45 protein-coding genes are annotated in these 25034 nt (G+C 50.2%); 2 read left to right on the top strand and 43 right to left on the bottom strand.

The window, feature by feature from the left end; translation table 11 throughout:
- Window positions 1–52: 52 nt before the first annotated feature.
- The 30 genes from zntR to rpsJ form a co-directional block, all read right to left on the bottom strand.
- Window positions 53–478: a Zn(2+)-responsive transcriptional regulator gene (zntR, locus tag HGD79_RS18090; protein WP_000285607.1), complete on the bottom strand. Its 426-nt coding sequence runs from the start codon at window positions 476–478 to the stop codon at window positions 53–55.
- Between the two features lie 10 nt (window positions 479–488).
- Complete coding sequence (locus HGD79_RS18085) at window positions 489–857, bottom strand: DUF1992 domain-containing protein (RefSeq protein WP_000266488.1); 369 nt, start codon at window positions 855–857, stop codon at window positions 489–491.
- Window positions 858–963: 106 nt separating this feature from the next.
- Window positions 964–1347 (bottom strand): 50S ribosomal protein L17, encoded by a 384-nt coding sequence (rplQ, locus tag HGD79_RS18080; protein ID WP_001216368.1) that lies wholly within the window; start codon window positions 1345–1347, stop codon window positions 964–966.
- A 40-nt stretch (window positions 1348–1387) separates the two neighbouring features.
- A complete protein-coding gene (rpoA, locus tag HGD79_RS18075) occupies window positions 1388–2377 on the bottom strand; it encodes a DNA-directed RNA polymerase subunit alpha (RefSeq protein WP_001162094.1) in 990 nt (329 codons plus the stop codon).
- A 25-nt stretch (window positions 2378–2402) separates the two neighbouring features.
- On the bottom strand, window positions 2403–3023 hold the full coding sequence (gene rpsD, locus HGD79_RS18070; RefSeq protein ID WP_000135224.1) for a 30S ribosomal protein S4: 621 nt from the start codon (window positions 3021–3023) through the stop codon (window positions 2403–2405).
- A 33-nt stretch (window positions 3024–3056) separates the two neighbouring features.
- Window positions 3057–3446: a 30S ribosomal protein S11 gene (gene rpsK / locus HGD79_RS18065; protein WP_001029684.1), complete on the bottom strand. Its 390-nt coding sequence runs from the start codon at window positions 3444–3446 to the stop codon at window positions 3057–3059.
- A 16-nt stretch (window positions 3447–3462) separates the two neighbouring features.
- Window positions 3463–3819 (bottom strand): 30S ribosomal protein S13, encoded by a 357-nt coding sequence (gene rpsM / locus HGD79_RS18060; RefSeq protein ID WP_000090775.1) that lies wholly within the window; start codon window positions 3817–3819, stop codon window positions 3463–3465.
- A gap of 146 nt (window positions 3820–3965) precedes the next feature.
- On the bottom strand, window positions 3966–4082 hold the full coding sequence (gene rpmJ / locus HGD79_RS18055; protein WP_000868187.1) for a 50S ribosomal protein L36: 117 nt from the start codon (window positions 4080–4082) through the stop codon (window positions 3966–3968).
- A 31-nt stretch (window positions 4083–4113) separates the two neighbouring features.
- The gene (secY, locus tag HGD79_RS18050; RefSeq protein ID WP_001118861.1) at window positions 4114–5445 is read right to left on the bottom strand and encodes a preprotein translocase subunit SecY; all 1332 of its coding nucleotides are present in this window, start codon (window positions 5443–5445) and stop codon (window positions 4114–4116) included.
- 7 nt (window positions 5446–5452) lie between these two features.
- The gene (gene rplO / locus HGD79_RS18045; protein WP_001238917.1) at window positions 5453–5887 is read right to left on the bottom strand and encodes a 50S ribosomal protein L15; all 435 of its coding nucleotides are present in this window, start codon (window positions 5885–5887) and stop codon (window positions 5453–5455) included.
- Window positions 5888–5890: 3 nt separating this feature from the next.
- Entirely contained in the window at window positions 5891–6070 is a 180-nt protein-coding gene (gene rpmD, locus HGD79_RS18040; protein WP_001140433.1) for a 50S ribosomal protein L30, read from the bottom strand.
- A 3-nt stretch (window positions 6071–6073) separates the two neighbouring features.
- Complete coding sequence (rpsE, locus tag HGD79_RS18035) at window positions 6074–6577, bottom strand: 30S ribosomal protein S5 (RefSeq protein ID WP_000940121.1); 504 nt, start codon at window positions 6575–6577, stop codon at window positions 6074–6076.
- Between the two features lie 14 nt (window positions 6578–6591).
- Window positions 6592–6945, bottom strand: coding sequence for a 50S ribosomal protein L18 (rplR, locus tag HGD79_RS18030; RefSeq protein WP_000358960.1), 354 nt, complete (start codon window positions 6943–6945; stop codon window positions 6592–6594).
- Between the two features lie 9 nt (window positions 6946–6954).
- Window positions 6955–7488: a 50S ribosomal protein L6 gene (gene rplF / locus HGD79_RS18025; RefSeq protein ID WP_000091945.1), complete on the bottom strand. Its 534-nt coding sequence runs from the start codon at window positions 7486–7488 to the stop codon at window positions 6955–6957.
- A 12-nt stretch (window positions 7489–7500) separates the two neighbouring features.
- On the bottom strand, window positions 7501–7893 hold the full coding sequence (gene rpsH / locus HGD79_RS18020) for a 30S ribosomal protein S8 (protein ID WP_000062611.1): 393 nt from the start codon (window positions 7891–7893) through the stop codon (window positions 7501–7503).
- A 33-nt stretch (window positions 7894–7926) separates the two neighbouring features.
- Window positions 7927–8232, bottom strand: coding sequence for a 30S ribosomal protein S14 (gene rpsN, locus HGD79_RS18015; RefSeq protein WP_001118930.1), 306 nt, complete (start codon window positions 8230–8232; stop codon window positions 7927–7929).
- 14 nt (window positions 8233–8246) lie between these two features.
- On the bottom strand, window positions 8247–8786 hold the full coding sequence (gene rplE, locus HGD79_RS18010; protein ID WP_001096200.1) for a 50S ribosomal protein L5: 540 nt from the start codon (window positions 8784–8786) through the stop codon (window positions 8247–8249).
- A gap of 14 nt (window positions 8787–8800) precedes the next feature.
- The gene (gene rplX, locus HGD79_RS18005) at window positions 8801–9115 is read right to left on the bottom strand and encodes a 50S ribosomal protein L24 (protein ID WP_000729185.1); all 315 of its coding nucleotides are present in this window, start codon (window positions 9113–9115) and stop codon (window positions 8801–8803) included.
- 10 nt (window positions 9116–9125) lie between these two features.
- On the bottom strand, window positions 9126–9497 hold the full coding sequence (rplN, locus tag HGD79_RS18000; protein ID WP_000613955.1) for a 50S ribosomal protein L14: 372 nt from the start codon (window positions 9495–9497) through the stop codon (window positions 9126–9128).
- Between the two features lie 164 nt (window positions 9498–9661).
- Window positions 9662–9916, bottom strand: a complete 255-nt coding sequence (gene rpsQ / locus HGD79_RS17995) for a 30S ribosomal protein S17 (RefSeq protein ID WP_000130100.1) — start codon at window positions 9914–9916, stop codon at window positions 9662–9664.
- On the bottom strand, window positions 9916–10107 hold the full coding sequence (rpmC, locus tag HGD79_RS17990; protein WP_000644741.1) for a 50S ribosomal protein L29: 192 nt from the start codon (window positions 10105–10107) through the stop codon (window positions 9916–9918). Before rpmC ends, rpsQ begins: the two co-directional genes overlap by 1 nt.
- Window positions 10107–10517 carry a 50S ribosomal protein L16 gene (gene rplP / locus HGD79_RS17985; RefSeq protein ID WP_000941212.1) on the bottom strand — a complete coding sequence of 137 codons (411 nt, stop codon included), beginning with the start codon at window positions 10515–10517 and terminating at the stop codon, window positions 10107–10109. The genes rpmC and rplP overlap by 1 nt, the downstream gene beginning before the upstream one ends.
- Before the next feature lie 12 nt (window positions 10518–10529).
- Window positions 10530–11231 (bottom strand): 30S ribosomal protein S3, encoded by a 702-nt coding sequence (gene rpsC / locus HGD79_RS17980; RefSeq protein ID WP_000529945.1) that lies wholly within the window; start codon window positions 11229–11231, stop codon window positions 10530–10532.
- A gap of 17 nt (window positions 11232–11248) precedes the next feature.
- Complete coding sequence (gene rplV, locus HGD79_RS17975) at window positions 11249–11581, bottom strand: 50S ribosomal protein L22 (RefSeq protein ID WP_000447529.1); 333 nt, start codon at window positions 11579–11581, stop codon at window positions 11249–11251.
- A 14-nt stretch (window positions 11582–11595) separates the two neighbouring features.
- Window positions 11596–11874 carry a 30S ribosomal protein S19 gene (gene rpsS, locus HGD79_RS17970; RefSeq protein ID WP_001138117.1) on the bottom strand — a complete coding sequence of 93 codons (279 nt, stop codon included), beginning with the start codon at window positions 11872–11874 and terminating at the stop codon, window positions 11596–11598.
- A gap of 16 nt (window positions 11875–11890) precedes the next feature.
- Complete coding sequence (gene rplB / locus HGD79_RS17965) at window positions 11891–12712, bottom strand: 50S ribosomal protein L2 (protein ID WP_000301864.1); 822 nt, start codon at window positions 12710–12712, stop codon at window positions 11891–11893.
- Window positions 12713–12729: 17 nt separating this feature from the next.
- The gene (gene rplW, locus HGD79_RS17960; protein WP_000617544.1) at window positions 12730–13032 is read right to left on the bottom strand and encodes a 50S ribosomal protein L23; all 303 of its coding nucleotides are present in this window, start codon (window positions 13030–13032) and stop codon (window positions 12730–12732) included.
- Window positions 13029–13634: a 50S ribosomal protein L4 gene (rplD, locus tag HGD79_RS17955; protein ID WP_000424395.1), complete on the bottom strand. Its 606-nt coding sequence runs from the start codon at window positions 13632–13634 to the stop codon at window positions 13029–13031. The genes rplW and rplD overlap by 4 nt, the downstream gene beginning before the upstream one ends.
- Before the next feature lie 10 nt (window positions 13635–13644).
- A complete protein-coding gene (gene rplC / locus HGD79_RS17950; protein WP_000579833.1) occupies window positions 13645–14274 on the bottom strand; it encodes a 50S ribosomal protein L3 in 630 nt (209 codons plus the stop codon).
- A gap of 32 nt (window positions 14275–14306) precedes the next feature.
- Window positions 14307–14618, bottom strand: coding sequence for a 30S ribosomal protein S10 (rpsJ, locus tag HGD79_RS17945; RefSeq protein WP_001181004.1), 312 nt, complete (start codon window positions 14616–14618; stop codon window positions 14307–14309).
- Between the two features lie 378 nt (window positions 14619–14996).
- Here rpsJ and HGD79_RS17940 point away from each other — a divergent pair, with 378 nt between their 5' ends.
- Entirely contained in the window at window positions 14997–15464 is a 468-nt protein-coding gene (locus tag HGD79_RS17940; RefSeq protein WP_000339836.1) for an A24 family peptidase, read from the top strand.
- Here HGD79_RS17940 and bfr read toward each other — a convergent pair.
- The 11 genes from bfr to fkpA all read right to left on the bottom strand — a co-directional run bounded on the left by bfr (window position 15461) and on the right by fkpA (window position 23661).
- On the bottom strand, window positions 15461–15937 hold the full coding sequence (bfr, locus tag HGD79_RS17935) for a bacterioferritin (RefSeq protein WP_000675515.1): 477 nt from the start codon (window positions 15935–15937) through the stop codon (window positions 15461–15463). The genes HGD79_RS17940 and bfr overlap by 4 nt on opposite strands.
- 72 nt (window positions 15938–16009) lie before the next feature.
- Window positions 16010–16204, bottom strand: a complete 195-nt coding sequence (gene bfd / locus HGD79_RS17930; protein WP_000289090.1) for a bacterioferritin-associated ferredoxin — start codon at window positions 16202–16204, stop codon at window positions 16010–16012.
- 182 nt (window positions 16205–16386) lie between these two features.
- On the bottom strand, window positions 16387–17571 hold the full coding sequence (gene tuf, locus HGD79_RS17925) for an elongation factor Tu (protein WP_000031783.1): 1185 nt from the start codon (window positions 17569–17571) through the stop codon (window positions 16387–16389).
- A gap of 70 nt (window positions 17572–17641) precedes the next feature.
- Window positions 17642–19756 carry an elongation factor G gene (gene fusA / locus HGD79_RS17920; protein ID WP_000124700.1) on the bottom strand — a complete coding sequence of 705 codons (2115 nt, stop codon included), beginning with the start codon at window positions 19754–19756 and terminating at the stop codon, window positions 17642–17644.
- A gap of 96 nt (window positions 19757–19852) precedes the next feature.
- Window positions 19853–20323 (bottom strand): 30S ribosomal protein S7, encoded by a 471-nt coding sequence (gene rpsG / locus HGD79_RS17915; protein WP_001138043.1) that lies wholly within the window; start codon window positions 20321–20323, stop codon window positions 19853–19855.
- Window positions 20324–20419: 96 nt separating this feature from the next.
- The gene (gene rpsL, locus HGD79_RS17910) at window positions 20420–20794 is read right to left on the bottom strand and encodes a 30S ribosomal protein S12 (RefSeq protein ID WP_000246815.1); all 375 of its coding nucleotides are present in this window, start codon (window positions 20792–20794) and stop codon (window positions 20420–20422) included.
- Window positions 20795–20919: 125 nt separating this feature from the next.
- Complete coding sequence (gene tusB, locus HGD79_RS17905; protein WP_000967397.1) at window positions 20920–21207, bottom strand: sulfurtransferase complex subunit TusB; 288 nt, start codon at window positions 21205–21207, stop codon at window positions 20920–20922.
- Window positions 21208–21214: 7 nt separating this feature from the next.
- Entirely contained in the window at window positions 21215–21574 is a 360-nt protein-coding gene (tusC, locus tag HGD79_RS17900) for a sulfurtransferase complex subunit TusC (protein WP_000820720.1), read from the bottom strand.
- A complete protein-coding gene (gene tusD, locus HGD79_RS17895; protein WP_001209710.1) occupies window positions 21574–21960 on the bottom strand; it encodes a sulfurtransferase complex subunit TusD in 387 nt (128 codons plus the stop codon). Before tusD ends, tusC begins: the two co-directional genes overlap by 1 nt.
- A complete protein-coding gene (locus HGD79_RS17890; protein ID WP_000091466.1) occupies window positions 21960–22682 on the bottom strand; it encodes a transcriptional regulator in 723 nt (240 codons plus the stop codon). Before HGD79_RS17890 ends, tusD begins: the two co-directional genes overlap by 1 nt.
- A gap of 166 nt (window positions 22683–22848) precedes the next feature.
- On the bottom strand, window positions 22849–23661 hold the full coding sequence (fkpA, locus tag HGD79_RS17885) for an FKBP-type peptidyl-prolyl cis-trans isomerase (protein ID WP_000838261.1): 813 nt from the start codon (window positions 23659–23661) through the stop codon (window positions 22849–22851).
- A 220-nt stretch (window positions 23662–23881) separates the two neighbouring features.
- On the opposite strand from fkpA, the gene HGD79_RS17880 reads away from it, so the two are divergent.
- Entirely contained in the window at window positions 23882–24100 is a 219-nt protein-coding gene (locus HGD79_RS17880; RefSeq protein WP_001153615.1) for a protein SlyX, read from the top strand.
- 48 nt (window positions 24101–24148) lie between these two features.
- On the opposite strand, the gene slyD is transcribed toward HGD79_RS17880, so the two are convergent.
- Together slyD and HGD79_RS17870 are read right to left on the bottom strand one after the other, a co-directional pair.
- Window positions 24149–24739: a peptidylprolyl isomerase gene (gene slyD / locus HGD79_RS17875; RefSeq protein ID WP_000861334.1), complete on the bottom strand. Its 591-nt coding sequence runs from the start codon at window positions 24737–24739 to the stop codon at window positions 24149–24151.
- 94 nt (window positions 24740–24833) lie between these two features.
- On the bottom strand, window positions 24834–25034 hold the full coding sequence (locus HGD79_RS17870) for a YheV family putative zinc ribbon protein (RefSeq protein ID WP_001007730.1): 201 nt from the start codon (window positions 25032–25034) through the stop codon (window positions 24834–24836).

Genomic DNA, 25034 nt, shown 5'->3' with positions numbered 1-25034 from the left:
AACTCCAGTTGGTTATTTAACGGCGCGAGTGTAATCCTGTCAGTGCAAAAAATCAACAGCCACTCTTAACGCCACTCGCCCCTTGTTCAAGAGCTTCAAGAATCGAGCAATAAACACTGCTATGGGCGGTCCCACAACAGGCATCGTTAAGGCGTTGCAAGGAACGCTGCATACTCTGCAACTCGGCTATCCGTGCTTCGACTTCCTGCAATCTTTCCTGCACAATGCCTTTTGACTCCTGACAGGTATGGTGTTCAGGATCGATACGGATCGACAGCAACTCGCGGATCGACTCCAGACTGAAACCTAGTTGTCTGGCATGGCGGATAAATTTCAATCGCTGGAGATCGCTTTCGGTATACAGGCGAAACCCACCTTCAGTACGCACTTCATGCTCCATCATCTGCTGTTTTTCGTAATAACGAATCGTGTCGGGTGTTACTTCCGCCATTTTTGCCAGCTCACCAATGCGATACATACATACTCCACTAGTTATCGTTGATTTTATTCAACAACTTGTCAGCATAATCGCCGCGTAAAAAATCGGTACTCAGTCCAGCTTGTCGCAGCTTCAATTCCAGTAATGACAATCGACGGCTAACCTCTTGATATTGCGGATCATCGTGACGGATACCTTTGAGAATATCCAGAAGCTGAATTGCTTCCCTCCGTTGCTCAAGTTCTGGCGGTAAGCAACCGGCATTCTTCAACAAGCGATACCCCGCACGTAATTCCGGTGGCACGTGAGAATCATCATCCAGTATCAATGGTTCGCCGCTACCTGCCAGGTTATCAAACTCACCTTTCGCTTGCGCTTCTGCTATATGACGCTCTGCCCACTGGTCAAGTAACCACATATATACTCCAGGGGATGAACAAAAAGAGTACAGCTATTGTAGATAAGTGGGGATGCTACGGGTATAAAAAAACCCGCCGGGGCGGGTTTTTTTACGTTGCTTCAGATTACTCTGCAGCAGCTTCTGCTTTCTCTGAACGATCAACCAGCTCGATGTAAGCCATCGGCGCGTTGTCGCCTGCACGGAAGCCACACTTCAGAATACGAGTGTAACCACCGGCACGGCTCGCGAAACGCGGGCCCAGTTCGTTAAACAGTTTTGCCACGATCTCGTTATCACGAGTACGGGCGAATGCCAGACGACGATTAGCAACGCTATCAGTCTTGGCAAGAGTAATCAGCGGCTCAACTACGCGGCGCAGCTCTTTCGCTTTAGGCAGAGTCGTCTTGATGATTTCATGACGAACCAGTGAACCTGCCATATTGCGGAACATAGCCTGGCGATGGCTGCTGTTGCGGTTCAGTTGACGACCACTCTTACGATGGCGCATGACCTTATCCTTCTCAGTAAAACCTTAACCTGTGATCCGGTTACTCGTCAGCGATGCTTGCCGGTGGCCAGTTTTCCAGGCGCATGCCCAGAGACAGTCCACGGGAAGCCAGCACGTCTTTAATCTCAGTAAGAGATTTTTTACCAAGGTTAGGCGTTTTAAGGAGCTCAACCTCGGTACGCTGTACCAGATCACCGATATAGTGGATAGCTTCTGCTTTAAGGCAGTTAGCAGAGCGGACAGTCAATTCCAGATCGTCAACAGGGCGCAGCAGGATCGGATCGAACTCTGGTTTCTCTTCTTTCACTTCAGGCTGACGTACATCACGTAAGTCAACGAAAGCTTCCAGTTGTTCAGCCAGAATGGTTGCCGCACGACGAATCGCCTCTTCAGGATCGATTGTGCCGTTGGTTTCCATTTCGATGACCAGCTTGTCCAGGTCGGTACGCTGTTCTACACGCGCTGCTTCAACATTGTAGGCAATACGCTCCACAGGGCTGTAGCATGCGTCGACCAGCAGACGGCCGATTGGGCGCTCATCTTCTTCCGAATGAATTCGGGTAGAAGCCGGCACATAACCACGACCGCGCTGAACTTTGATACGCATGCTAATAGACGCGTTCTCATCGGTCAGGTGGCAGATCACGTGCTGCGGCTTGACGATTTCGACATCACCGTCGTGGGTGATATCGGCTGCAGTCACAGGGCCAATGCCAGATTTATTCAAGGTAAGAATAACTTCATCTTTGCCCTGAACTCTCACCGCCAGCCCTTTCAGGTTGAGCAGGATTTCCAGGATATCTTCCTGAACGCCTTCTTTGGTGCTGTACTCATGTAGTACACCATCAATCTCAACCTCGGTCACCGCGCAACCCGGCATCGATGAGAGCAGAATACGGCGCAGTGCGTTACCCAGAGTATGGCCAAAGCCACGCTCTAAAGGCTCAAGGGTCACCTTGGCGTGCGTCGAACTCACTTGCTCGATATCAACCAGGCGCGGTTTTAGAAACTCTGTCACAGAACCCTGCATTGTGTCCTCTCTTTGGTACTAAGCTTTACTTGGAGTAAAGCTCGACGATCAGGTGTTCGTTAATGTCCGCAGACAGATCAGAACGCTCCGGCTTACGCTTAAACGTACCTTCCATCTTGCCAGCATCAACTTCCAGCCAGGTTGGCTTTTCACGCTGCTCAGCCAGCTCCAGAGCGGCTTTCACGCGAGACTGCTTCTTCGCTTTCTCACGAATGCTTACAACGTCATTCGGACTAACCTGATAAGAAGCGATGTTAACAACACGACCGTTTACCATAATTGCTTTATGGCTAACCAGCTGACGTGCTTCTGCACGAGTGGCACCGAAGCCCATACGGTATACAACGTTGTCCAGACGACCTTCCAGCAGAGCCAACAGGTTTTCACCGGTGTTGCCTTTCAGACGTGCTGCTTCTTTGTAGTAGTTACGGAACTGACGCTCCAGCACACCATAGATACGGCGAACTTTTTGCTTTTCACGCAACTGCACACCATAGTCAGACAGACGCGGTTTACGCGCACCGTGCTGGCCAGGAGCTTGTTCAATTTTACACTTGGTATCGATCGCGCGAACGCCAGACTTAAGGAATAAGTCGGTGCCCTCACGACGGCTCAGCTTGAGCTTAGGACCCAAATATCTTGCCATTTTCTTTCTCCAACAAACCTGGAAAACGAGGCGTTATACGCGACGTTTTTTCGGCGGACGACAACCGTTATGAGGGATCGGAGTCACATCAGTAATATTAGTGATGCGGAAACCTGCGGCGTTCAGAGCACGAATAGTAGATTCGCGGCCTGGACCCGGACCTTTAACCATAACTTCCAGATTCTTGATGCCGTATTCTTTCACGGCGTCAGCGCAACGCTCTGCTGCAACCTGAGCTGCAAACGGAGTGGATTTGCGAGAACCACGGAAACCGGAACCACCGGCTGTTGCCCAACCCAACGCGTTACCCTGACGATCAGTGATAGTCACGATGGTGTTGTTGAAAGAAGCATGGATATGAGCCACGCCGTCAGAGACTTGTTTTCTTACACGTTTACGTGCACGAATTGGTGCCTTTGCCATTATTCAATCACCCCGATTATTTCTTGATCGGTTTGCGCGGACCCTTACGGGTACGTGCGTTGGTCTTGGTACGCTGACCGCGAACCGGGAGACCACGACGATGACGCAAACCGCGATAGCAACCAAGATCCATCAGGCGCTTGATGCTCATGCTGATTTCACGGCGCAGATCACCTTCAACGACAAATTTGGCAACTTCGTCACGCAGCGTGTCGATTTGTCCTTCAGACAGCTCACTGATCTTAACATCTTCAGCGATACCCGCTGCAGCCAGGATGGCTTTAGAACGGGTCTTGCCGACGCCATAAATCGAAGTTAATGCGATTACGGCATGCTTATGATCAGGAATGTTAATGCCTGCTATACGGGCCACTATGCACTCCTACTATTTAATATGTACGTTCCATGCTGAAAAGCCCGTTTTCAGGATACTCAAATGGAAACGCACAGACATACAAAAGATTGGCTGGCTAATCTAGCCAGCTCAACCCAACTTTGCAAGAAAAATATGCGAAAAAATCAGCCTTGGCGCTGTTTATGCTTCGGCTCGGCACTGCAAATCACACGGATGACACCATCACGCTTAACGATTTTGCAGTTACGGCATAATTTCTTGACGGAAGCACGAACTTTCATTTTTACTCTCCGTAACTTCTCGGGCGACCAATTATCGGCCGTAGCCTTTCAGGTTCGCCTTCTTCAATGCAGACTCATACTGACTGGACATCATCAGAGTTTGCACTTGAGCCATAAAGTCCATAATCACGACAACAACGATAAGCAGTGAGGTCCCACCGAAGTAGAACGGTACTTTCATTGCATCACGCATGAACTCCGGGATCAGGCAGATAAAGGTAATATACAGCGCACCAACCAGGGTCAGGCGGGTCATTACTTTATCGATATACTTCGCCGTTTGCTCTCCCGGACGAATTCCTGGTACAAATGCACCGGACTTCTTCAGGTTATCTGCTGTTTCACGCGGGTTGAAAACCAACGCCGTGTAGAAGAAACAGAAGAAGATGATTGCAGACGCATAGAGTAACACATAAAGCGGTTGCCCAGGCTGCAAATACAGCGAAATTGTTGTCAGCCAGTTCCAACCAGTACCGCCCCCGAACCATGACGCGATGGTCGCCGGGAACAGAATAATACTGGAAGCGAAGATTGCCGGGATTACCCCCGCCATATTCACTTTCAGCGGTAAATGTGTGCTCTGTGCAGCATAGACACGACGACCTTGCTGACGTTTCGCGTAGTTTACCACAATGCGGCGTTGACCACGCTCAACAAATACAACAAAGAACGTCACTGCAAATACTAATACTGCAACCAACAGCAACACGAGGAAGTGCAGGTCGCCTTGACGCGCTTGCTCGATAGTATGGGCAATGGCTGGCGGGAGTCCCGCGACAATACCGGCGAAGATAATGATTGAAATACCGTTGCCGATACCTCGTTCAGTAATCTGTTCGCCCAACCACATCAGGAACATCGTTCCTGTGACCAGACTTACAACAGCGGTGAAGTAGAATGCAAAGCCTGGGTTAATCACCAGGCCTTGCATACCAGGCATATTCGGCAGACCGGTAGCAATACCGATCGACTGGAATATTGCCAGCACCAGAGTACCGTAACGGGTGTACTGGCTGATCTTACGACGACCAGACTCCCCTTCTTTCTTAATTTCTGCCAACGTTGGGTGAACCACCGTCAGCAGCTGGATAATGATCGACGCCGAAATATACGGCATGATCCCCAGAGCAAAGATAGAAGCACGGCTGAGAGCACCACCAGAGAACATGTTAAACATCTCAATGATGGTGCCTCGCTGTTGCTCAAGCAGTTTGGCAAGTACAGCGGCATCAATACCAGGGATCGGAATAAAAGAGCCAATACGGAACACAATCAGCGCACCGATAACAAACAGCAGTCTGCGTTTCAGCTCGCCTAAGCCACCTTTGGCACTTTGAAAATCTAATCCCGGTTGTTTAGCCATCTGCTACTTATTCCTCGATTTTACCGCCAGCAGCTTCGATAGCAGCACGAGCGCCTTTAGTAACACGCAGGCCACGAACAGTTACCGGAGTCGTTACTTCGCCAGCCAGGATCACTTTCGCGAACTCGATCTGGATACCGATAATGTTAGCCGCTTTCAGCGTGTTCAGGTCTACAACACCGCCTTCTACTTTAGCCAGGTCAGACAGACGAACTTCGGCTGTAATCGCTGCTTTACGAGAAGTGAAGCCGAATTTCGGCAGACGACGGTACAGAGGCATCTGACCACCCTCGAAACCGCGACGTACGCCACCGCCAGAACGAGATTTCTGACCTTTGTGACCACGACCACCGGTTTTACCGAGGCCAGAACCGATACCACGACCCAGGCGTTTACCCGCCTTTTTGGAGCCTTCGGCCGGAGACAGAGTATTTAAACGCATCTCTTACTCCTCAACTTTAACCATGAAGGAAACCGCGTTGATCATACCGCGAATAGCAGGAGTATCCTCGCGCTCTACGGTGTGACCAATACGACGCAGACCCAGGCCAAGCAGCGTTGCCTTGTGTTTCGGCAGACGACCGATTGCACTGCGGGTTTGAGTAATTTTAATAGTCTTTGCCATGGTTTATTTCCCCAGAATTTCTTCAACGGATTTACCACGCTTGGCAGCGACCATTTCTGGAGAATTCATATTTTCCAGGCCATCAATAGTTGCACGAACCACGTTGATCGGGTTGGTGGAACCATATGCTTTAGCCAGAACGTTATGAACCCCAGCGACTTCCAGAACGGCGCGCATTGCACCACCGGCGATGATACCGGTACCTTCGGAAGCCGGCTGCATGAATACGCGAGAACCCGTGTGAACACCTTTAACAGGGTGTTGCAGAGTGCCGTTATTCAGCGCGACGTTAATCATATTGCGACGGGCTTTTTCCATCGCTTTCTGGATCGCTGCTGGAACTTCACGCGCTTTACCGTAACCAAAACCAACGCGACCGTTACCATCGCCAACTACAGTCAGAGCTGTGAAGGAGAAAATACGACCACCTTTAACGGTTTTAGATACGCGGTTTACCGCGATCAGCTTTTCCTGCAGTTCGCCAGCTTGTTTTTCGATGTGAGCCATCTTACACCTCTACCTTAGAACTGAAGGCCAGCTTCACGGGCAGCATCTGCCAGTGCCTGGACACGACCATGATATTGGAACCCGGAACGGTCAAAGGATACATCTTTGATGCCTTTTTCCAGAGCGCGTTCAGCGACAGCTTTACCCACAGCTGCAGCCGCGTCTTTGTTACCGGTGTACTTCAGTTGTTCAGCGATAGCTTTTTCTACAGTAGAAGCAGCTACCAGAACTTCAGAACCGTTCGGTGCAATTACCTGTGCGTAAATGTGACGCGGGGTACGATGTACCACCAGGCGAGTTGCGCCCAGCTCCTGGAGCTTGCGGCGTGCGCGGGTCGCACGACGGATACGAGCAGATTTCTTATCCATAGTGTTACCTTACTTCTTCTTAGCCTCTTTGGTACGCACGACTTCGTCGGCGTAACGAACACCCTTGCCTTTATAAGGCTCAGGACGACGGTAGGCGCGCAGATCCGCTGCAACCTGGCCGATCACCTGCTTATCAGCGCCTTTCAGCACGATTTCAGTCTGAGTCGGACATTCAGCAGTGATACCCGCAGGCAGCTGATGGTCAACAGGATGAGAGAAACCCAGAGACAGGTTAATCACATTGCCTTTAACCGCTGCACGGTAACCTACACCAACCAGCTGCAGCTTCTTAGTGAAGCCTTCGGTAACACCGATAACCATTGAGTTCAGCAGGGCACGCGCGGTACCAGCCTGTGCCCAACCGTCTGCGTAACCATCACGCGGACCGAAGGTCAGGGTATTATCTGCATGTTTAACTTCAACAGCATCGTTGAGAGTACGAGTCAGCTCGCCGTTTTTACCTTTGATCGTAATAACCTGACCGTTGATTTTTACGTCAACGCCGGCAGGAACAACGACCGGTGCTTTAGCAACACGAGACATTTTTTCCTCCGATTAGGCTACGTAGCAGATAATTTCGCCACCAAGACCAGCCTGGCGCGCTGCACGATCAGTCATAACACCTTTAGAGGTAGAAACAACTGCGATACCCAGACCCGCCATAACTTTCGGCAGCTCATCTTTACGTTTATAGATGCGCAGACCTGGGCGGCTGACACGCTGAATGCTTTCTACAACAGCTTTGCCCTGGAAATACTTCAGAGTAAGTTCCAGTTCAGGCTTGGTGTCGCCTTCAACTTTAAAATCTTCAATAAAACCTTCTTCCTTCAGCACGTTGGCGATTGCCACTTTCAGCTTGGAGGAAGGCATGGTGACCGCAGCTTTGTTCGCGGCCTGACCGTTACGGATACGGGTCAGCATATCCGCGATCGGATCTTGCATGCTCATCTGTCTTTACTCCCGTGATTCAATTGGTGACAATTACCAGCTAGCCTTTTTCAGACCCGGGATTTCACCGCGCATAGCGGCTTCACGGACCTTAATACGGCTCAACCCGAACTTCCGCAGGAAACCATGCGGACGACCTGTTTGACGGCAGCGGTTACGCTGACGAGACGGGCTGGAATCACGCGGCAGAGTCTGCAGCTTGAGAACAGCGTTCCAACGATCTTCGTCGGAAGCGTTCACATCAGAGATGATCGCTTTCAGTTCAGCGCGTTTCGCGAAGTATTTATCAGCTAAAGCTACGCGTTTTACTTCGCGTGCTTTCATTGATTGCTTAGCCATTTAGTAACCCTACCTTACTTGCGGAACGGGAAGTCAAAGGCAGCCAGCAGAGCGCGGCCTTCTTCGTCAGATTTCGCAGTAGTGGTAATGGTAATATCCAAACCACGAACGCGGTCGACTTTATCGTAGTCGATTTCTGGGAAGATGATCTGCTCACGGACACCCATGCTGTAGTTACCACGACCGTCGAAAGACTTAGCGGACAGGCCACGGAAGTCACGGATACGAGGTACAGCAATAGTGATCAGGCGCTCAAAGAACTCCCACATGCGTTCGCCACGCAGAGTTACTTTACAGCCGATCGGATAGCCCTGACGGATTTTGAAGCCTGCAACAGATTTGCGTGCTTTGGTGATCAGCGGTTTTTGACCGGAGATTGCTGCCAGGTCTGCTGCTGCGTTATCCAGCAGTTTTTTGTCAGCGATCGCTTCACCAACACCCATGTTCAGGGTGATCTTCTCGACCCGAGGGACTTGCATGACAGAATTGTAGTTAAACTCAGTCATGAGTTTTTTAACTACTTCGTCTTTGTAGTAATCATGCAGTTTCGCCATCGTACTACTCCAAATTACTTGATAGTTTCGCTGTTAGACTTGAAAAAACGGACTTTTTTGCCGTCTTCGAATCTAAAGCCTACACGGTCAGCCTTGCCGGTTGCCGCATTGAAGATTGCTACGTTGGAAACCTGAATAGCGGCTTCTTTTTCAACGATGCCACCCGGTTGGTTCAGGGCCGGAACCGGCTTCTGATGTTTCTTAACCAGGTTGATACCTTCAACAATGACCTTGCCGGAAGACAGGACATTCTTAACTTTACCGCGTTTACCTTTATCTTTACCGGTTAACACGATAACTTCGTCATCACGACGGATTTTCGCTGCCATGATTCGCTCCTTAGAGTACTTCTGGTGCCAGAGAGATAATTTTCATGAACTTCTCACTACGAAGCTCACGAGTTACCGGCCCAAAAATACGCGTACCGATAGGCTGCTCGCTGTTGTTGTTCAGAAGAACACAAGCATTACCATCGAAGCGAATGACAGAACCGTCCGGGCGACGAACACCCTTCTTGGTGCGCACCACTACCGCCTTCAGCACATCACCTTTTTTGACCTTACCACGCGGAATTGCTTCTTTGATGGTGATCTTGATGATGTCGCCTACGCCTGCGTAGCGACGGTGCGAGCCACCCAGAACCTTGATACACATTACGCGACGTGCACCGGAGTTGTCGGCGACGTTCAGCATAGTCTGTTCTTGGATCATTTTAGTGCTCCGCTAATGTCAACTACTACTGAGACCCGAAAATCAGGTCGTTAAAAATCCCCATATCGAGGGCGCGGCATTATAACACCGCTTCAAGGATATGGGTAGAAAAAATAAACGGCTCATTTCTGAGCCGTTTATTCGTATCGAGAGAGTGTACTGTATTACAGAACCGCTTTCTCTACAACGCGAACCAGCGTCCAGGATTTAGTCTTGGACAGCGGACGGCATTCGCGGATTTCAACCACGTCACCGATACCGCATTCGTTGTTCTCGTCATGTACGTGCAGTTTGGTCGTACGCTTGATGAATTTACCGTAGATCGGGTGTTTCACAAAACGTTCGATAGCAACAACAATGGATTTCTCCATTTTGTCGCTAACAACGCGACCTTGCAGAGTACGGATTTTATCGGTCATTACGCACCCGCCTTCTCGTTCAGTAAAGTCTTAACGCGTGCGACATCGCGACGCACTTGCTTCAACAGGTGAGACTGTTGCAGCTGGCCACTTGCAGCCTGCATACGCAGGTTGAACTGCTCACGCAGCAGGTTCAGCAGCTCGGTGTTCAGCTCTTCAACGCTCTTCTCACGCAGCTCTTTTGCTTTCATTACATCACCGTCTTAGTTACAAAGGTGGTTTTAATCGGCAGTTTCGCTGCTGCCAGCTTGAATGCTTCACGGGCCAGCTCTTCCGGAACACCGTCCATTTCATACAGGACTTTACCCGGCTGAATCAAGGCAACCCAATACTCCACGTTACCTTTACCTTTACCCATACGCACTGCCAGCGGCTTTTCAGTGATCGGTTTGTCCGGGAACACACGGATCCAGATCTTACCTTGACGCTTAACTGCACGGGTCATAGCACGACGTGCTGCTTCGATCTGACGGGCAGTCAGACGACCACGGCCAACAGCTTTCAGACCGAAGCTGCCGAAGCTAACATCCGTACCCTGCGCCAGACCGCGGTTACGGCCTTTGTGCATTTTACGGAATTTTGTACGCTTTGGTTGTAACATCAGCGACGCTCCTTATTTACGGCCTTTACGCTGCTGCTTTTTAGGCTGAGCAGCCGGTTTTTCCGGTTGTTCAACAGCAGCCATACCACCCAGGATCTCGCCTTTGAAGATCCACACTTTAACGCCGATTACACCGTAAGTGGTGTGCGCTTCAGAGGTGTTGTAGTCGATGTCAGCACGCAGAGTGTGCAGCGGTACGCGACCTTCGCGGTACCATTCGGTACGTGCGATTTCCGCGCCGCCCAGACGGCCGCTAACTTCAACTTTAATACCTTTAGCGCCCAGACGCATTGCGTTCTGTACAGCACGCTTCATAGCACGACGGAACATAACGCGACGTTCCAGCTGAGAAGTGATGCTGTCAGCAACCAGTTTTGCGTCCAGTTCAGGCTTACGAACTTCGGCGATGTTGATCTGTGCAGGAACGCCAGCGATGTCCGCTACGACCTTACGCAGTTTTTCTACGTCTTCACCTTTTTTACCGATAACGATACCCGGGCGAGCAGTGTGAATGGTTACACGGATGCTCTTAGCCGGACGCTCGATAACGATACGAGATACGGACGCTTTAGCCAGTTCCTTAGTCAGGTACTGACGTACTTTAAAATCGCTGTCCAGGTTGTCAGCGAATTCTTTGGTGTTCGCAAACCAGGTAGAGTTCCATGGTTTTACAATACCCAGGCGAATACCATTAGGATGTACTTTCTGACCCATTGCTAGTCTCCAGAGTCTCAGCGATCGGACACAACCACAGTGATGTGGCTGGTGCGCTTCAGGATGCGATCTGCACGACCTTTTGCACGCGGCATAATGCGCTTCATGCTCGGGCCTTCGTCTACGAAAATTTTCGTAACTTTCAGATCGTCAATGTCAGCGCCATCGTTGTGTTCAGCGTTAGCAATGGCAGATTCCAGAACTTTCTTGACCAGTACAGCCGCTTTCTTGTTGGTGTAGGTCAAAATATCCAGAGCCTGCGACACTTTCTTACCGCGAATCAGGTCAGCAACAAGGCGAACCTTCTGAGCAGAAGAACGAGCATGGCGATGTTTAGCGATAGTTTCCATCTCTTCCTCCTACCTTATTTCTTCTTCGCTTTTTTATCAGCAGCGTGGCCGCGATAAGTACGAGTCGGTGCGAATTCACCCAGTTTGTGACCGACCATTTCGTCGGTTACAAATACCGGAACGTGCTGACGACCATTATGGACAGCGATGGTCAAACCGATCATGTTAGGAAAGATCGTTGAACGACGGGACCAAGTGCGCAGGGGCTTCTTGTCTCCGCTTTCCACCGCTTTCTCTACCTTCTTCAGCAAGTGCAGGTCAATAAAAGGACCTTTCTTGAGAGAACGTGGCATGGCTTATCCTCTAAAATTATTTGCTACGGCGACGTACGATGAATTTATCAGTACGCTTGTTGCTGCGGGTCTTCTTACCTTTGGTCTGAACGCCCCACGGAGTTACCGGGTGCTTACCAAAGTTACGACCTTCACCACCACCATGTGGGTGGTCTACCGGGTTCATCGCGGTACCGCGAACGGTCGGACGAACACCACGCCAGCGTGCAGCACCTGCTTTACCCAGAACGCGCAGCATATGCTCAGCATTGCCAACTTCGCCCAGAGTTGCACGGCAGTCTGCTTCTACTTTACGCATTTCACCAGAACGCAGACGCAGGGTGACATAAGCACCATCACGAGCAACGATCTGAACGTAAGTACCAGCGGAACGTGCCAGCTGACCGCCTTTACCTGGTTTCATTTCTACGTTATGAACAGTAGAACCAACCGGGATGTTGCGCATCGGCAGGGTGTTACCTGGTTTGATTGCAGCATCAACGCCAGACTGAATCTGGTCGCCAGCTTTCAGGCCTTTAGGGGCCAGGATGTAACGGCGTTCACCGTCTTTGTACAGAACCAGCGCGATGTTCGCGGAACGGTTCGGATCGTACTCAAGACGTTCAACAACTGCCGGGATACCGTCTTTGTTGCGTTTGAAGTCAACAATACGGTAAGCCTGCTTGTGGCCACCACCGATATGACGAGTGGTGATACGGCCATTGTTGTTACGACCACCGGATTTGCTGTTTTTTTCCAGCAACGGAGCAAAAGGTTTGCCCTTGTGCAGCTCAGGGTTAACCACTTTAACTACGTGGCGACGACCCGGAGATGTCGGTTTACATTTAACAACTGCCATTGTATTACTCCTCCGACTTACTCAGCGCCGCCAACGAAGTCCAGATTCTGGCCTTCTTTCAGGGTGACGTAAGCTTTTTTCCAGTCGCTACGACGACCGATACGCTGTCCGTGACGTTTAACTTTCCCTTTAACTACCAGGGTGTTAACGACTTCGACTTCGACTTCAAACAGTTTCTGCACAGCAGCTTTGATTTCTGCTTTGGTCGCGTCTTTAGCAACTTTGAGTACGATGGTGTTGGATTTTTCCATCGCAGTAGACGCTTTTTCAGAAACGTGCGGTGCACGCAGCACCTTCAGCAGACGTTCTTCACGAATCATGCCAGCATCTCCTCAACTTGCTTAACAGCATCAGCAGTCATTACGACTTTGTCGAAGGCGATCAGGCTAACCGGGTCGATACCAGTTGCATCGCGTACGTCAACCTTGTGCAGGTTGCGCGCAGCCAGGAACAGGTTTTCGTCCAGCTCACCGGTGATGATCAGCACATCTTCCAGAGCCATGTCTTTCAGTTTCTGTGCCAGCAGCTTAGTTTTCGGCGCTTCTACAGAGAACTTCTCGACAACGATCAGACGATCCTGACGTACCAGTTCGGACAGGATGCTTTTCAGCGCGCCGCGGTACATCTTCTTGTTAACTTTTTGACTGTGGTCCTGCGGACGAGCAGCAAAGGTCACGCCACCAGAACGCCAGATCGGGCTCTTGATAGAACCAGAACGCGCACGGCCGGTGCCTTTCTGGCGCCACGGTTTTTTACCGGAACCAGTTACTTCAGCACGAGTCTTCTGAGCACGAGTACCCTGACGAGCACCAGCTGCATAAGCAACAACAACCTGGTGAACCAGCGCTTCGTTGAAATCACGACCGAAGGTAGTTTCGGAAACAGTCAGCGCGCTCTGCGCGTCTTTCAATACTAATTCCATTGCTATCTCCTTACGCCTTCACAGCTGGTTTAACGATCAGGTCGCTACCGGTTGCACCCGGGACAGCACCTTTAACCAGCAGCAGGTTGCGCTCAGCGTCAACGCGTACTACGTCAAGGCTCTGAACGGTTACACGTTCGTTACCCATCTGACCTGCCATTTTCTTGCCTTTGAACACTTTGCCCGGAGTCTGGTTCTGACCGATAGAACCCGGAACGCGGTGAGACAAGGAGTTACCGTGAGTAGCGTCCTGGGTACGGAAGTTCCAGCGCTTAACGGTACCTGCGAAACCTTTACCTTTAGAGGTGCCAGTTACGTCAACTTTTTTAACGTCAGCAAACAGTTCAACGCTAATGCTCTGACCTACAGTGAACTCTTCGCCTTCAGCCAGGCGGAATTCCCACAGACCACGGCCAGCTTCTACGCCAGCTTTAGCGAAGTGGCCAGCTTCAGGCTTGGTCACACGGTTAGCTTTTTTAGCACCGGTGGTCACCTGAATAGCACGGTAGCCATCGTTAGCCAGGTCTTTAACCTGAGTAACGCGGTTTGCTTCAACTTCGATTACGGTTACTGGGATAGAAACGCCGTCTTCTGTGAAGATACGGGTCATACCCACTTTTTTACCGACTAAACCAATCATTGTTTCAACCTCTCAATCGCTCAATGACCTGATTAACCCAGGCTGATCTGCACGTCTACACCGGCAGCCAGATCCAGACGCATCAGAGCATCAACGGTTTTCTCGGTTGGCTCAACGATGTCAACCAGACGCAAGTGAGTACGGATTTCGTACTGATCGCGCGCGTCTTTGTTGACGTGCGGGGAGATCAGAACAGTGAAGCGCTCTTTGCGTGTCGGCAGCGGGATCGGACCACGGACCTGCGCACCAGTGCGCTTGGCAGTCTCGACGATTTCCGCGGTTGCTTGATCGATCAGACGATGATCAAACGCTTTCAGGCGGATACGGATTCTTTGGTTCTGCATGAGACCAGAGCTCCAATTATTTTATAAACGAAAATGATTACTCCTCAGACCCATTACGATTGATGGGAGAGTGTAACCGTTCTTACGTAGCTCCCCGATTGGGAGCATTGTTAGGTAGCCAAATTCGGCTAACTGAGGTTCAGATTGAACCTGCTGTCAACTACGACAAGCCCGCGCATTATACGCAAATCTGAGCCTGACGCAAGCATCGGGTAGAAATTAATCGCAACGCGCAGATTGCGAGCTGTATTCCACGAAATTTGTAAGGTTGTGAAGATAGCGTTTTTCACCGGAACCAGGTTAACAAATCAGCGATTTCTCTGTTGCTGAGCATCCGGAGTTATTCGATGGTGATACTCCAATTACAGAGGATGTTTTATGGACGCTAACCTTCCCTTTCTGATTTTGTACGCTTGTTTATCTGTCCTACTTTTTTTATGGGATGCAAAGCATGGCTTGTTACCTGACAGATTTACCTGCCCGTTACTCTGGTCAGGTCTTTTGTTCTCTCAGGTTTGTAATCCTGACGGTTTAGCCGATGCGTTATGGGGGGCGATTATTGGTTACGGCACATTCGCTGTCATTTACTGGGGGTATCGCATACTGCGTCATAAAGAAGGATTAGGCTATGGTGATGTGAAGTTTCTCGCCGCCCTTGGTGCCTGGCATACCTGGACCTTCTTGCCACGACTGGTTTTCCTTGCTGCCTCATTCGCTTGCGGAGCCGTAGTTGTTGGTCTGCTCATGAGAGGAAAAGAGTCATTAAAAAACCCGCTGCCGTTTGGGCCATTTCTGGCGGCTGCGGGTTTCGTTGTAGGTTGGGATAGTTTGCTAGCAGGCCGTTAATCTTTAACTTTTATTTGTGATTGCAGGTAATTTTGTAAACCGATTTTACCGATGAGATCCAGCTCAGTTTCGAGCCAGTCAATATGACCTTCTTCATCGGCAAGGATCTCGATCATCATATCACGGCTAACATAGTCATGAACGCTGTCGGCATACGCGATAGCCTCACGGAGATCCTTCGCGCCTTCCAGTTCTAATCGCAGGTCGGATTGCAGCATCTCCTCGACATCTTCACCAATCCCCAGTTTGCCTAAATCCTGTAAGTTGGGGATTCCTTCTAAAAACAAAATACGCTCGATATATTTATCAGCGTGTTTCATCTCATCGATGGATTCATGGTATTCGACGTCATTGAGACGCATCAGGCCCCAGTTTTTAAACATCCGGGCATGGAGAAAATACTGATTGATTGCGACAAGCTCATTTCCCAATAGTTTATTGAGATAATTTATGATTTTAACATCACCTTTCATTTTATAGTCCCTCCGCTTCCACTATTAGAGCGTAGATGGGGCTAGCGGGATGTCAAAAAATAAGCGTGGTCTTCAGGCAATCTCTTTAAATTCTGGCATCTGCATCAACTCGTCCTGCATCACTTCGCGCGCGGCGCGAATGCACTTACCGCATTGATTTCCCACAGGAATAAACTTACGCAATTGTTGGAAAGATTGCGGATGAAACTGACGGACTGCCTGGCGAATTTTTTTGTCACTTACACCATTACACAAACAAACGTACATGATTGCTCCCGTTCAAATTCTGCGCAAAGTGTAAATGAGAATGGTTATGATTACAATAGCACAGTTTTATTTGCGCCATAGTTCAGCGAGCAAAATTACGACTAAATATTTCGAGCTCAAATTACGGGCAGCAAAAAGGGCGCCGAAGCGCCCTTTTCAATTCAAAACTAATTAACGTGTAATTAGCCCAGAACTTTAGCAACAACGCCCGCGCCAACGGTACGGCCGCCTTCACGGATTGCGAAACGCAGACCGTCGTCCATCGCGATCGGGTGGATCAGGGTAACAACCATTTTGATGTTGTCGCCCGGCATTACCATCTCTACGCCTTCCGGCAGTTCGATGGTACCAGTCACGTCAGTAGTACGGAAGTAGAACTGCGGACGGTAGCCTTTGAAGAACGGAGTATGACGGCCGCCTTCATCTTTGGACAGAATGTACACTTCAGATTCGAACTTGGTGTGCGGCTTGATGGTGCCCGGCTTAGCCAGTACCTGACCACGTTCGATTTCTTCACGTTTGATACCACGCAGCAGAACACCTACGTTCTCACCAGCACGGCCTTCGTCCAGCAGTTTGCGGAACATTTCAACGCCAGTACAGGTAGACTTCTGAGTCTCTTTGATACCAACGATTTCAACTTCTTCACCAACTTTGATGATACCGCGTTCTACACGACCGGTAACAACGGTACCACGACCGGAGATGGAGAATACGTCTTCGATCGGCAGCAGGAACGGCTTGTCAATCGCACGCTCTGGTTCCGGAATATAAGAATCCAGGAAGCCAGCCAGTTCCAGGATTTTCGCTTCCCACTCTGCGTCGCCTTCCAGCGCTTTCAGAGCAGAACCACGAACGATCGGAGTGTCGTCGCCCGGGAAGTCGTACTGAGACAGAAGTTCACGAACTTCCATTTCAACCAGTTCCAGCAGCTCTTCGTCATCAACCATGTCGCATTTGTTCAGGAACACGATGATGTACGGAACGCCTACCTGACGACCCAGCAGGATGTGCTCACGAGTCTGCGGCATCGGGCCGTCAGTCGCAGCAACTACCAGGATCGCGCCGTCCATCTGAGCAGCACCGGTGATCATGTTTTTAACATAGTCGGCGTGCCCCGGGCAGTCTACGTGTGCGTAGTGACGGGTCGGGGTGTCATATTCAACGTGAGAAGTGTTGATGGTGATACCACGAGCTTTTTCTTCCGGCGCGTTATCGATCTGGTCGAATGCACGAGCAGCACCGCCGTAGGTTTTAGCCAGTACGGTGGTGATTGCAGCGGTCAGAGTAGTTTTACCGTGGTCAACGTGGCCGATAGTACCAACGTTAACGTGCGGTTTTGTACGTTCAAATTTTTCTTTAGACACGGCTATATTCCTTACTATAGTGCTCTCCCCTTCAGGAGAGAGCACGGGACTTTGGTATTAACCCTTAGGCTTATTTACCACGGGCTTCAATTACGGCCTGAGCAACGTTACTCGGCGCTTCATCATACTTCAGGAATTCCATAGTGTATGATGCACGACCTTTGGTCAGAGAACGCAGCTGAGTTGCGTATCCGAACATTTCAGACAGCGGTACTTCAGCGTGGATCTTAACGCCAGTAACTTCAGATTCCTGACCTTTGAGCATACCACGACGACGGCTCAAGTCACCGATAACGTCACCGGTGTTCTCTTCCGGAGTTTCTACTTCAACCTTCATGATCGGCTCAAGCAGAACTGGTTTCGCTTTCTTAAAGCCTTCTTTAAAGGCGATAGAAGCAGCCAGTTTAAACGCCAGTTCAGAGGAGTCAACGTCATGGTAAGAACCGAAGTGCAGACGAATACCCATGTCTACTACCGGGTAGCCTGCCAGCGGACCTGCTTTCAGCTGTTCCTGGATACCTTTATCAACGGCCGGGATGTATTCGCCAGGGATTACACCACCTTTAATGTCGTTGATGAACTCGTAGCCTTTCGGGTTTGAACCCGGCTCCAGCGGGTACATGTCGATAACAACATGACCATACTGACCACGACCACCAGACTGTTTCGCGTGTTTACCTTCAACATCGGTAACTTTCTGGCGGATAGTTTCACGGTAAGCAACCTGCGGTTTACCTACGTTCGCTTCAACGTTGAATTCACGCTTCATACGGTCAACGATGATGTCGAGGTGCAGTTCGCCCATACCCGCGATGATGGTCTGGTTAGATTCTTCGTCAGTCCATACACGGAAAGACGGGTCTTCTTTAGCCAGACGGCCCAGAGCCAGACCCATTTTTTCCTGGTCAGCTTTGGTTTTCGGTTCAACTGCGATGGAGATTACCGGCTCAGGGAATTCCATACGTTCCAGAATGATCGGCGCATCCGGGTCACACAGGGTGTCACCAGTGGTTACGTCTTTCAGACCGATAGCAGCAGCGATGTCGCCCGCGCGAACTTCTTTGATCTCTTCACGTTTGTTAGCGTGCATCTGAACGATACGACCGAAACGCTCACGTGCAGCTTTCACGGAGTTCAGTACGGTATCACCAGAGTTAACCACACCGGAGTAAACACGGAAGAAGGTCAGGTTACCAACAAACGGGTCGGTAGCGATTTTGAACGCCAGTGCAGAGAACGGCTCGTCATCACTTGCGTGACGTTCAGCCGGAGTGTCTTTACCGTCGTCCAGGATACCGTTGATCGCAGGTACGTCAACCGGGGATGGCAGGTAATCAATTACCGCATCCAGCATCGCCTGAACACCTTTGTTCTTGAACGCAGAACCACAGGTTACCAGGATGATTTCGTTGTTCAGAACGCGCTGACGCAGAGCACCTTTGATTTCTGCTTCAGTCAGTTCTTCACCACCCAGGTATTTTTCCATCAGCTCTTCAGAAGCTTCAGCTGCGGATTCGATCAGGTTCTGGTGCCATTCGTTAGCCAGTTCAACCATGTCTGCCGGGATATCTTCGTATTCGAAGGTTACGCCCTGGTCAGCGTCGTTCCAGTTGATAGCTTTCATTTTCACCAGGTCAACAACACCGGTGAAATGTTCTTCAGCACCAATCGCCAGCTGCAGCGGAACCGGGTTCGCGCCCAGACGGGTTTTGATCTGGTTAACAACTTTCAGGAAGTTCGCACCCATGCGGTCCATTTTGTTAACGAACGCAATGCGCGGAACTTTATATTTGTTTGCCTGACGCCATACGGTTTCAGACTGCGGCTGAACACCACCAACTGCGCAGTAAACCATTACCGCACCATCGAGAACACGCATGGAACGTTCTACTTCGATTGTGAAGTCAACGTGCCCCGGGGTGTCGATGATGTTGATGCGATGCGGCTCATACTGCTTAGCCATACCAGACCAGAATGCAGTAGTCGCAGCGGAAGTGATGGTAATACCACGTTCCTGCTCCTGCTCCATCCAGTCCATGGTTGCAGCGCCGTCATGAACTTCACCGATTTTATGGTTTACACCGGTGTAGAACAGAATACGTTCGGTAGTAGTGGTTTTACCGGCGTCGATGTGCGCACTGATACCGATGTTACGGTAGCGTGCGATGGGTGTTGTACGAGCCATTTGTTTCCTCGTTTATCTTTTAGGCGTTCAATTTAAGTAGCCCAAAGCGGGCTGCTTACTGGAAGCGCCCGCCTGGTGACTAAAACTCCGAAGGGATTACCAACGGTAGTGTGCGAACGCCTTGTTGGCTTCGGCCATACGGTGAACGTCTTCACGTTTCTTAACTGCAGTACCTTTGTTTTCTGCAGCATCAGAAAGTTCGTTCGCCAGGCGCAGAGCCATGGATTTATCACCGCGTTTACGAGCAGCTTCAACGATCCAACGCATTGCCAGAGCATTACGACGAACCGGACGGACTTCAACTGGTACCTGATAAGTAGAACCACCAACGCGGCGAGACTTAACTTCTACAGTCGGGCGCACGTTTTCGAGAGCTACTTCGAATGCTTCCAGTTCAGATTTACCAGAGCGCTGAGCCAGGGTCTCCAGCGCGCTGTATACGATAGATTCAGCAGTAGATTTTTTACCATCTACCATCAGGATATTTACAAATTTAGCCAGCAGTTCTGATCCGAACTTCGGATCCGGCAGAATTTTACGCTGACCAATGACGCGACGACGTGGCATGGAAATACTCCGTTGTTAATTCAGGATTGTCCAAAACTCTACGAGTTTAGTTTGACATTTAAGTTAAAACGTTTGGCCTTACTTAACGGAGAACCATTAAGCCTTAGGACGCTTCACGCCATACTTGGAACGAGCCTGCTTACGGTCTTTAACGCCGGAGCAGTCAAGCGCACCACGTACGGTGTGGTAACGAACACCCGGGAGGTCTTTAACACGACCGCCACGGATCAGGATCACGGAGTGCTCCTGCAGGTTGTGACCTTCACCACCGATGTAGGAAGTCACTTCGAAACCGTTAGTCAGACGAACACGGCATACTTTACGCAGCGCGGAGTTCGGTTTTTTAGGAGTGGTAGTATATACACGAGTACATACGCCACGTTTTTGCGGGCATGCTTCCAGCGCAGGCACGTTGCTTTTCGCAACTTTGCGAGCACGTGGTTTGCGTACCAGCTGGTTAACTGTTGCCATTAAATAGCTCCTGGTTTTAGCTTTTGCTTCGTAAACACGTAATAAAACGTCCTCACACAATATGAGGACGCCGAATTTTAGGGCGATGCCGAAAAGGTGTCAAGAAATATACAACGATCCCGCCATCACCAGGCCATCTGGCTGGAGTGCTTAACCGTAAGTCTGACGAAATCAGTATAGTCAATGGGAATGATGTCGTTCGAAATTTGACCAGTCAAACCGCGGGCAATAAGGTCTTCGTTCAGGGCATAGACCTTAATGGGGGCATTACGCAGACTTTCAAGGTAGCGGTTACCGTCAACTGCGGCAGTTACGCCATCTTGCAATAATAGCAGTTCGTCTCCTTCACTGAGCAGACGCAGCAGCGCAGCAAAATCCGTCAGCCAGGGTGAACGATGTAACGTGTACAGCATAAACGCCTCAAAACCTCAAAATAACATCGTAGTTGGCGAGTTCGCGGCGTAAGGCATCTGCTTCGAGCGGCGTGGCTTCGACAACAAAGGGTGTCTGCGGATCTAACCCGCGTTCGCGCAGTGAAGCCGCACAAACCCAGCACTGTTCAATGTCGTACAGACCCAACAATTTAAAAGTGGCAATGTAATCACGCGCCAGCACTGCATCGGGCTTTTGTCCTGACAGCAGCTGAAAAACGCCATCAGCAATAAAGAAGACGGCCAGATCGTCAGTTAATGCGGAAGTTGCCAGTAAAGCATCTAAACCTTCCCGGCCAGCAGCTGTACCATGAGGTGCAGTAGAAAAAACAAACGCAATTCGTTTCATCAGAACTGTACCACCCTGTCACAGGTCAGCGAGGCTTCCGCCAGCGCGCCAAGTCCGCTTAAGGTAAATCCCGGCTGAAGGTTTGACGAAGCCAGCCCCAGCCTTCCTGCTTCAGTTTCATCGACGATACCGCGGCGTAACGCTGCCGCTACGCAGATATTCAGCGCCACACCATGTTGCGCATTCAACTGTTGCCAGCCGCGCACAAGGTCAAATTCGTCACTTGCCGGTGAGGTCAATTGGTTAGCGTTATAGACCCCTTCCCGATAGAAAAAGACGCTGCTTAACTCATGGCCTTCTACTATCAGCGCCTGCGCAAACTGAAAAGCACTACTCGCCTGTTGCGTACCGTATGCTGGCCCGGTCACCACGATGGCAAAACGCATTACTTATCTTGCCCCTGGAAATCACCGCTTTTGAACTGGCGGATGTAGAGATAGACAGTGTGTTTGGAGATGTTCAGGCGGTCAGCAACCTGGTTGATCGCGTCTTTAATATCGAAGATCCCTTTCTCGTAGAGATTCAGCACGATCTGACGATTTTTGGCGTTATTAGAAACATTGCGATCGGCATTCACTTCTTCGATGGTGAACTCCAGCGTTTGGGTAACCAGATCTTCAACAGAAGAGGCAAAGTTGACGCTTGAACCGACATCCGGGGTTTCTGGCGGCACAAAAGTGCTCATAATCTGCGAGAAGGGAACATCAAGATTCATATTGATGCACAGCAGACCAATTACACGCTGTTCGCGGTTACGAATCGCGATAGTCAGGGACTTCATTAATACGCCGCTTTTGGCGCGAGTAAAGTAGCATTTAGAAACGCTGCTATCCGCTCCCGTCATATCGTGCAGCATACGTAGCGCCAGGTCAGTAATTGGCGAACCAATCTTCCGGCCTGTATGTTCACCGTTAGCAATGCGAATGGCTGAACATTTTAGATCCTGCAAAGAGTGCAAAACGATTTCACAGTGGGAGCCAATAAGCATCGCTAACCCGTCCACCACCGCTTCGTAGGATTTCAGAATATCAAAATCGGTCTGGTCGAAAGGACGTTGATCCAGTAAATCCAACTCACTGGTTTCGTTGGTTAAAAGCGACCTGGACATGAAAAAAAACACTCCTTTTCAGGAGCCTGTCGTTAACTTTTCAGGGCAGGCTCATTAATGATGCGGGTAACTAAATTAATACAGCGGAGGTTCCGCTTTCCAGCACTAATTATATCCGGCCTGTAATAAAAAAACCGCCGCCTGGTCAGGCGGCGGTTCTTAATGCTTATTTTTTAGCAGAATCTGCGGCTTTCGCATCAGCTTCCGGCTTTGCATCAGCCTTCGGCGCTGGTTTCACATCCAGCAGCTCTACGTCAAACACCAGGGTAGAATTCGGTGGGATCCCCGGAACACCCGCTTTGCCGTAAGCCAGTTCTGGTGGAATAACCAGTTTGATCTTACCGCCTTTCTTGATGTTCTTCAGACCTTCTGTCCAACCCGGGATAACACCGTCCAGACGGAAAGAAAGCGGTTCACCACGGGTGTAAGAGTTGTCGAACTCTTTACCGTCGATCAGCGTACCTTTGTAGTTCACTACAACAGTATCGCTGTCTTTCGGTGCTTCGCCTTTACCGGCTTCTACTACCTGATAAACCAGACCAGTTGAAGAGGTTTTCACACCTTTCTCTTTGGCAAATTTCTCGCGGTACTCTTTACCTTTTGCTTCGTTATCAGCCGCGTCTTTTTCCATCTTCGCCTGAGCAGAAGACTTCACGCGAGCTTCGAATGCTTGCAGAGTCTGTTCGATCTCTTGGTCGGAGAGTTTGCTCTTATCAGCAAATGCATCCTGAACACCAGCGATCAGCTGATCTTTATCCAGTTTGATGCCCAGTTTTTCTTGTTCTTTAAGAGAGTTTTCCATGTAACGACCCAGCGAAGCACCCAGTGCATAAGCTGATTTCTGATCGTCATTTTTGAACGCTGCTTTGCTGTCAGCAGTTGTAGCAGGTTTTGCAGCTTCAGCAGCAAAAGTGATTGGTGCATGCAGGGCAACGGCCATTGTGGTCGCCAGCAGCGTTACTTTAAACAGTGATTTCATCCATATCTCCAGGATCGGGGCATCTCACCCCAGGGTTAACTATTATCAGAAGGGTACTATAAAGCGTTGTCGAACAAATCTACATACAGACACGCCCTATTATCATCTATTTTCAGACTCTTTTTGTTTAAATTAGTTTCGATGACCGCGAAATGAGTGCTGTCTCGGGCAGCAAAGTTAAGTAGAATCCGCGGCGACCATTCGACAAAAGAGGTGAATCATGCAGGATTTATCATTGGAAGCACGCCTGGCAGAGCTGGAGAGCCGACTGGCTTTTCAGGAAATCACCATTGAAGAACTGAACGTCACGGTGACCGCTCATGAAATGGAGATGGCGAAACTGCGCGATCATCTGCGTCTGCTGACCGAGAAGTTAAAAGCCAGCCAGCCGTCGAACATCGCGTCGCAGGCTGAAGAAACGCCACCGCCACATTATTGAGGCGTAAAAAAAGCGGGGATTCCCCGCTTTTTTGTCACCTTTTCGGTATTAGTGGCAACCACAACCGCCGTTGCCTTTACCGCCACAGCAGCCTTCGCCACCGTGTTCATGACCGTGATCGTGGCCATGACCGCCGCAGCAACCGTCGTGGTCGTGATCGTGGTGATGATCGTGCGCGCCGTGAACGTGGCCATGAGCCAGTTCTTCTTCGGTCGCTTCGCGAATCGCCACAACTTCAACGTTGAATTTCAGGTTCTGACCGGCCAGCATGTGGTTACCATCAACCACGACGTGATCGTCTTCAACCGCAGTGATTTCAACCGGTACCGGACCCTGGTCAGTTTCAGCCAGGAAACGCATACCTACCTGCAGTTCATCAACGCCCATAAATACGTCTTTAGGAACACGTTGCACCAGGTTTTCGTCGTACTGACCGTAAGCGTCGTTCGCGCCAACAGCGACATCAAATTTGTCGCCAACTTCATGACCTTCCAGCGCCGTTTCCAGGCCAGAGATCAGGGAACCGTGACCATGCAGGTAGTCCAGCGGCGCACTCACCGGAGACTCATCAACCAACACACCGTCTTCTGTACGTACCTGATAGGCCAGGCTGACCACCAGGTCTTTTGCTACTTTCATGATATCTCCTGAGCATGGGAAGAATAGTGGCGCAGATTGTAGCGGAATTCTGCAGCCGTGTACTCACTAGCTTAAAAAAACTCGGCGCATATCGCTAGTCCGGATGAAAAATCCCGATCACTTGCTCATCTTTGCGAACGTGATCGCGGGCTTCTTTGTCTGCTTCTCGCATCTGATGTCCGCACTTAACACATTCAACAATATCAATATTATTTTCGCGCCACATCGCCATTGAATCCTGCGCCTGACAGGCCGGGCATTTTGCGCCCGCAATAAAACGTTTTCGGATTGCCAT

The sequence above is a fragment of the Escherichia sp. SCLE84 genome, from assembly GCF_012584495.1.
GTDB lineage: Bacteria > Pseudomonadota > Gammaproteobacteria > Enterobacterales > Enterobacteriaceae > ECMA0423.
The sequence above is the reverse complement of the archived record's forward strand: the minus strand, read 5'-3'. Positions and strand labels throughout refer to the sequence as shown.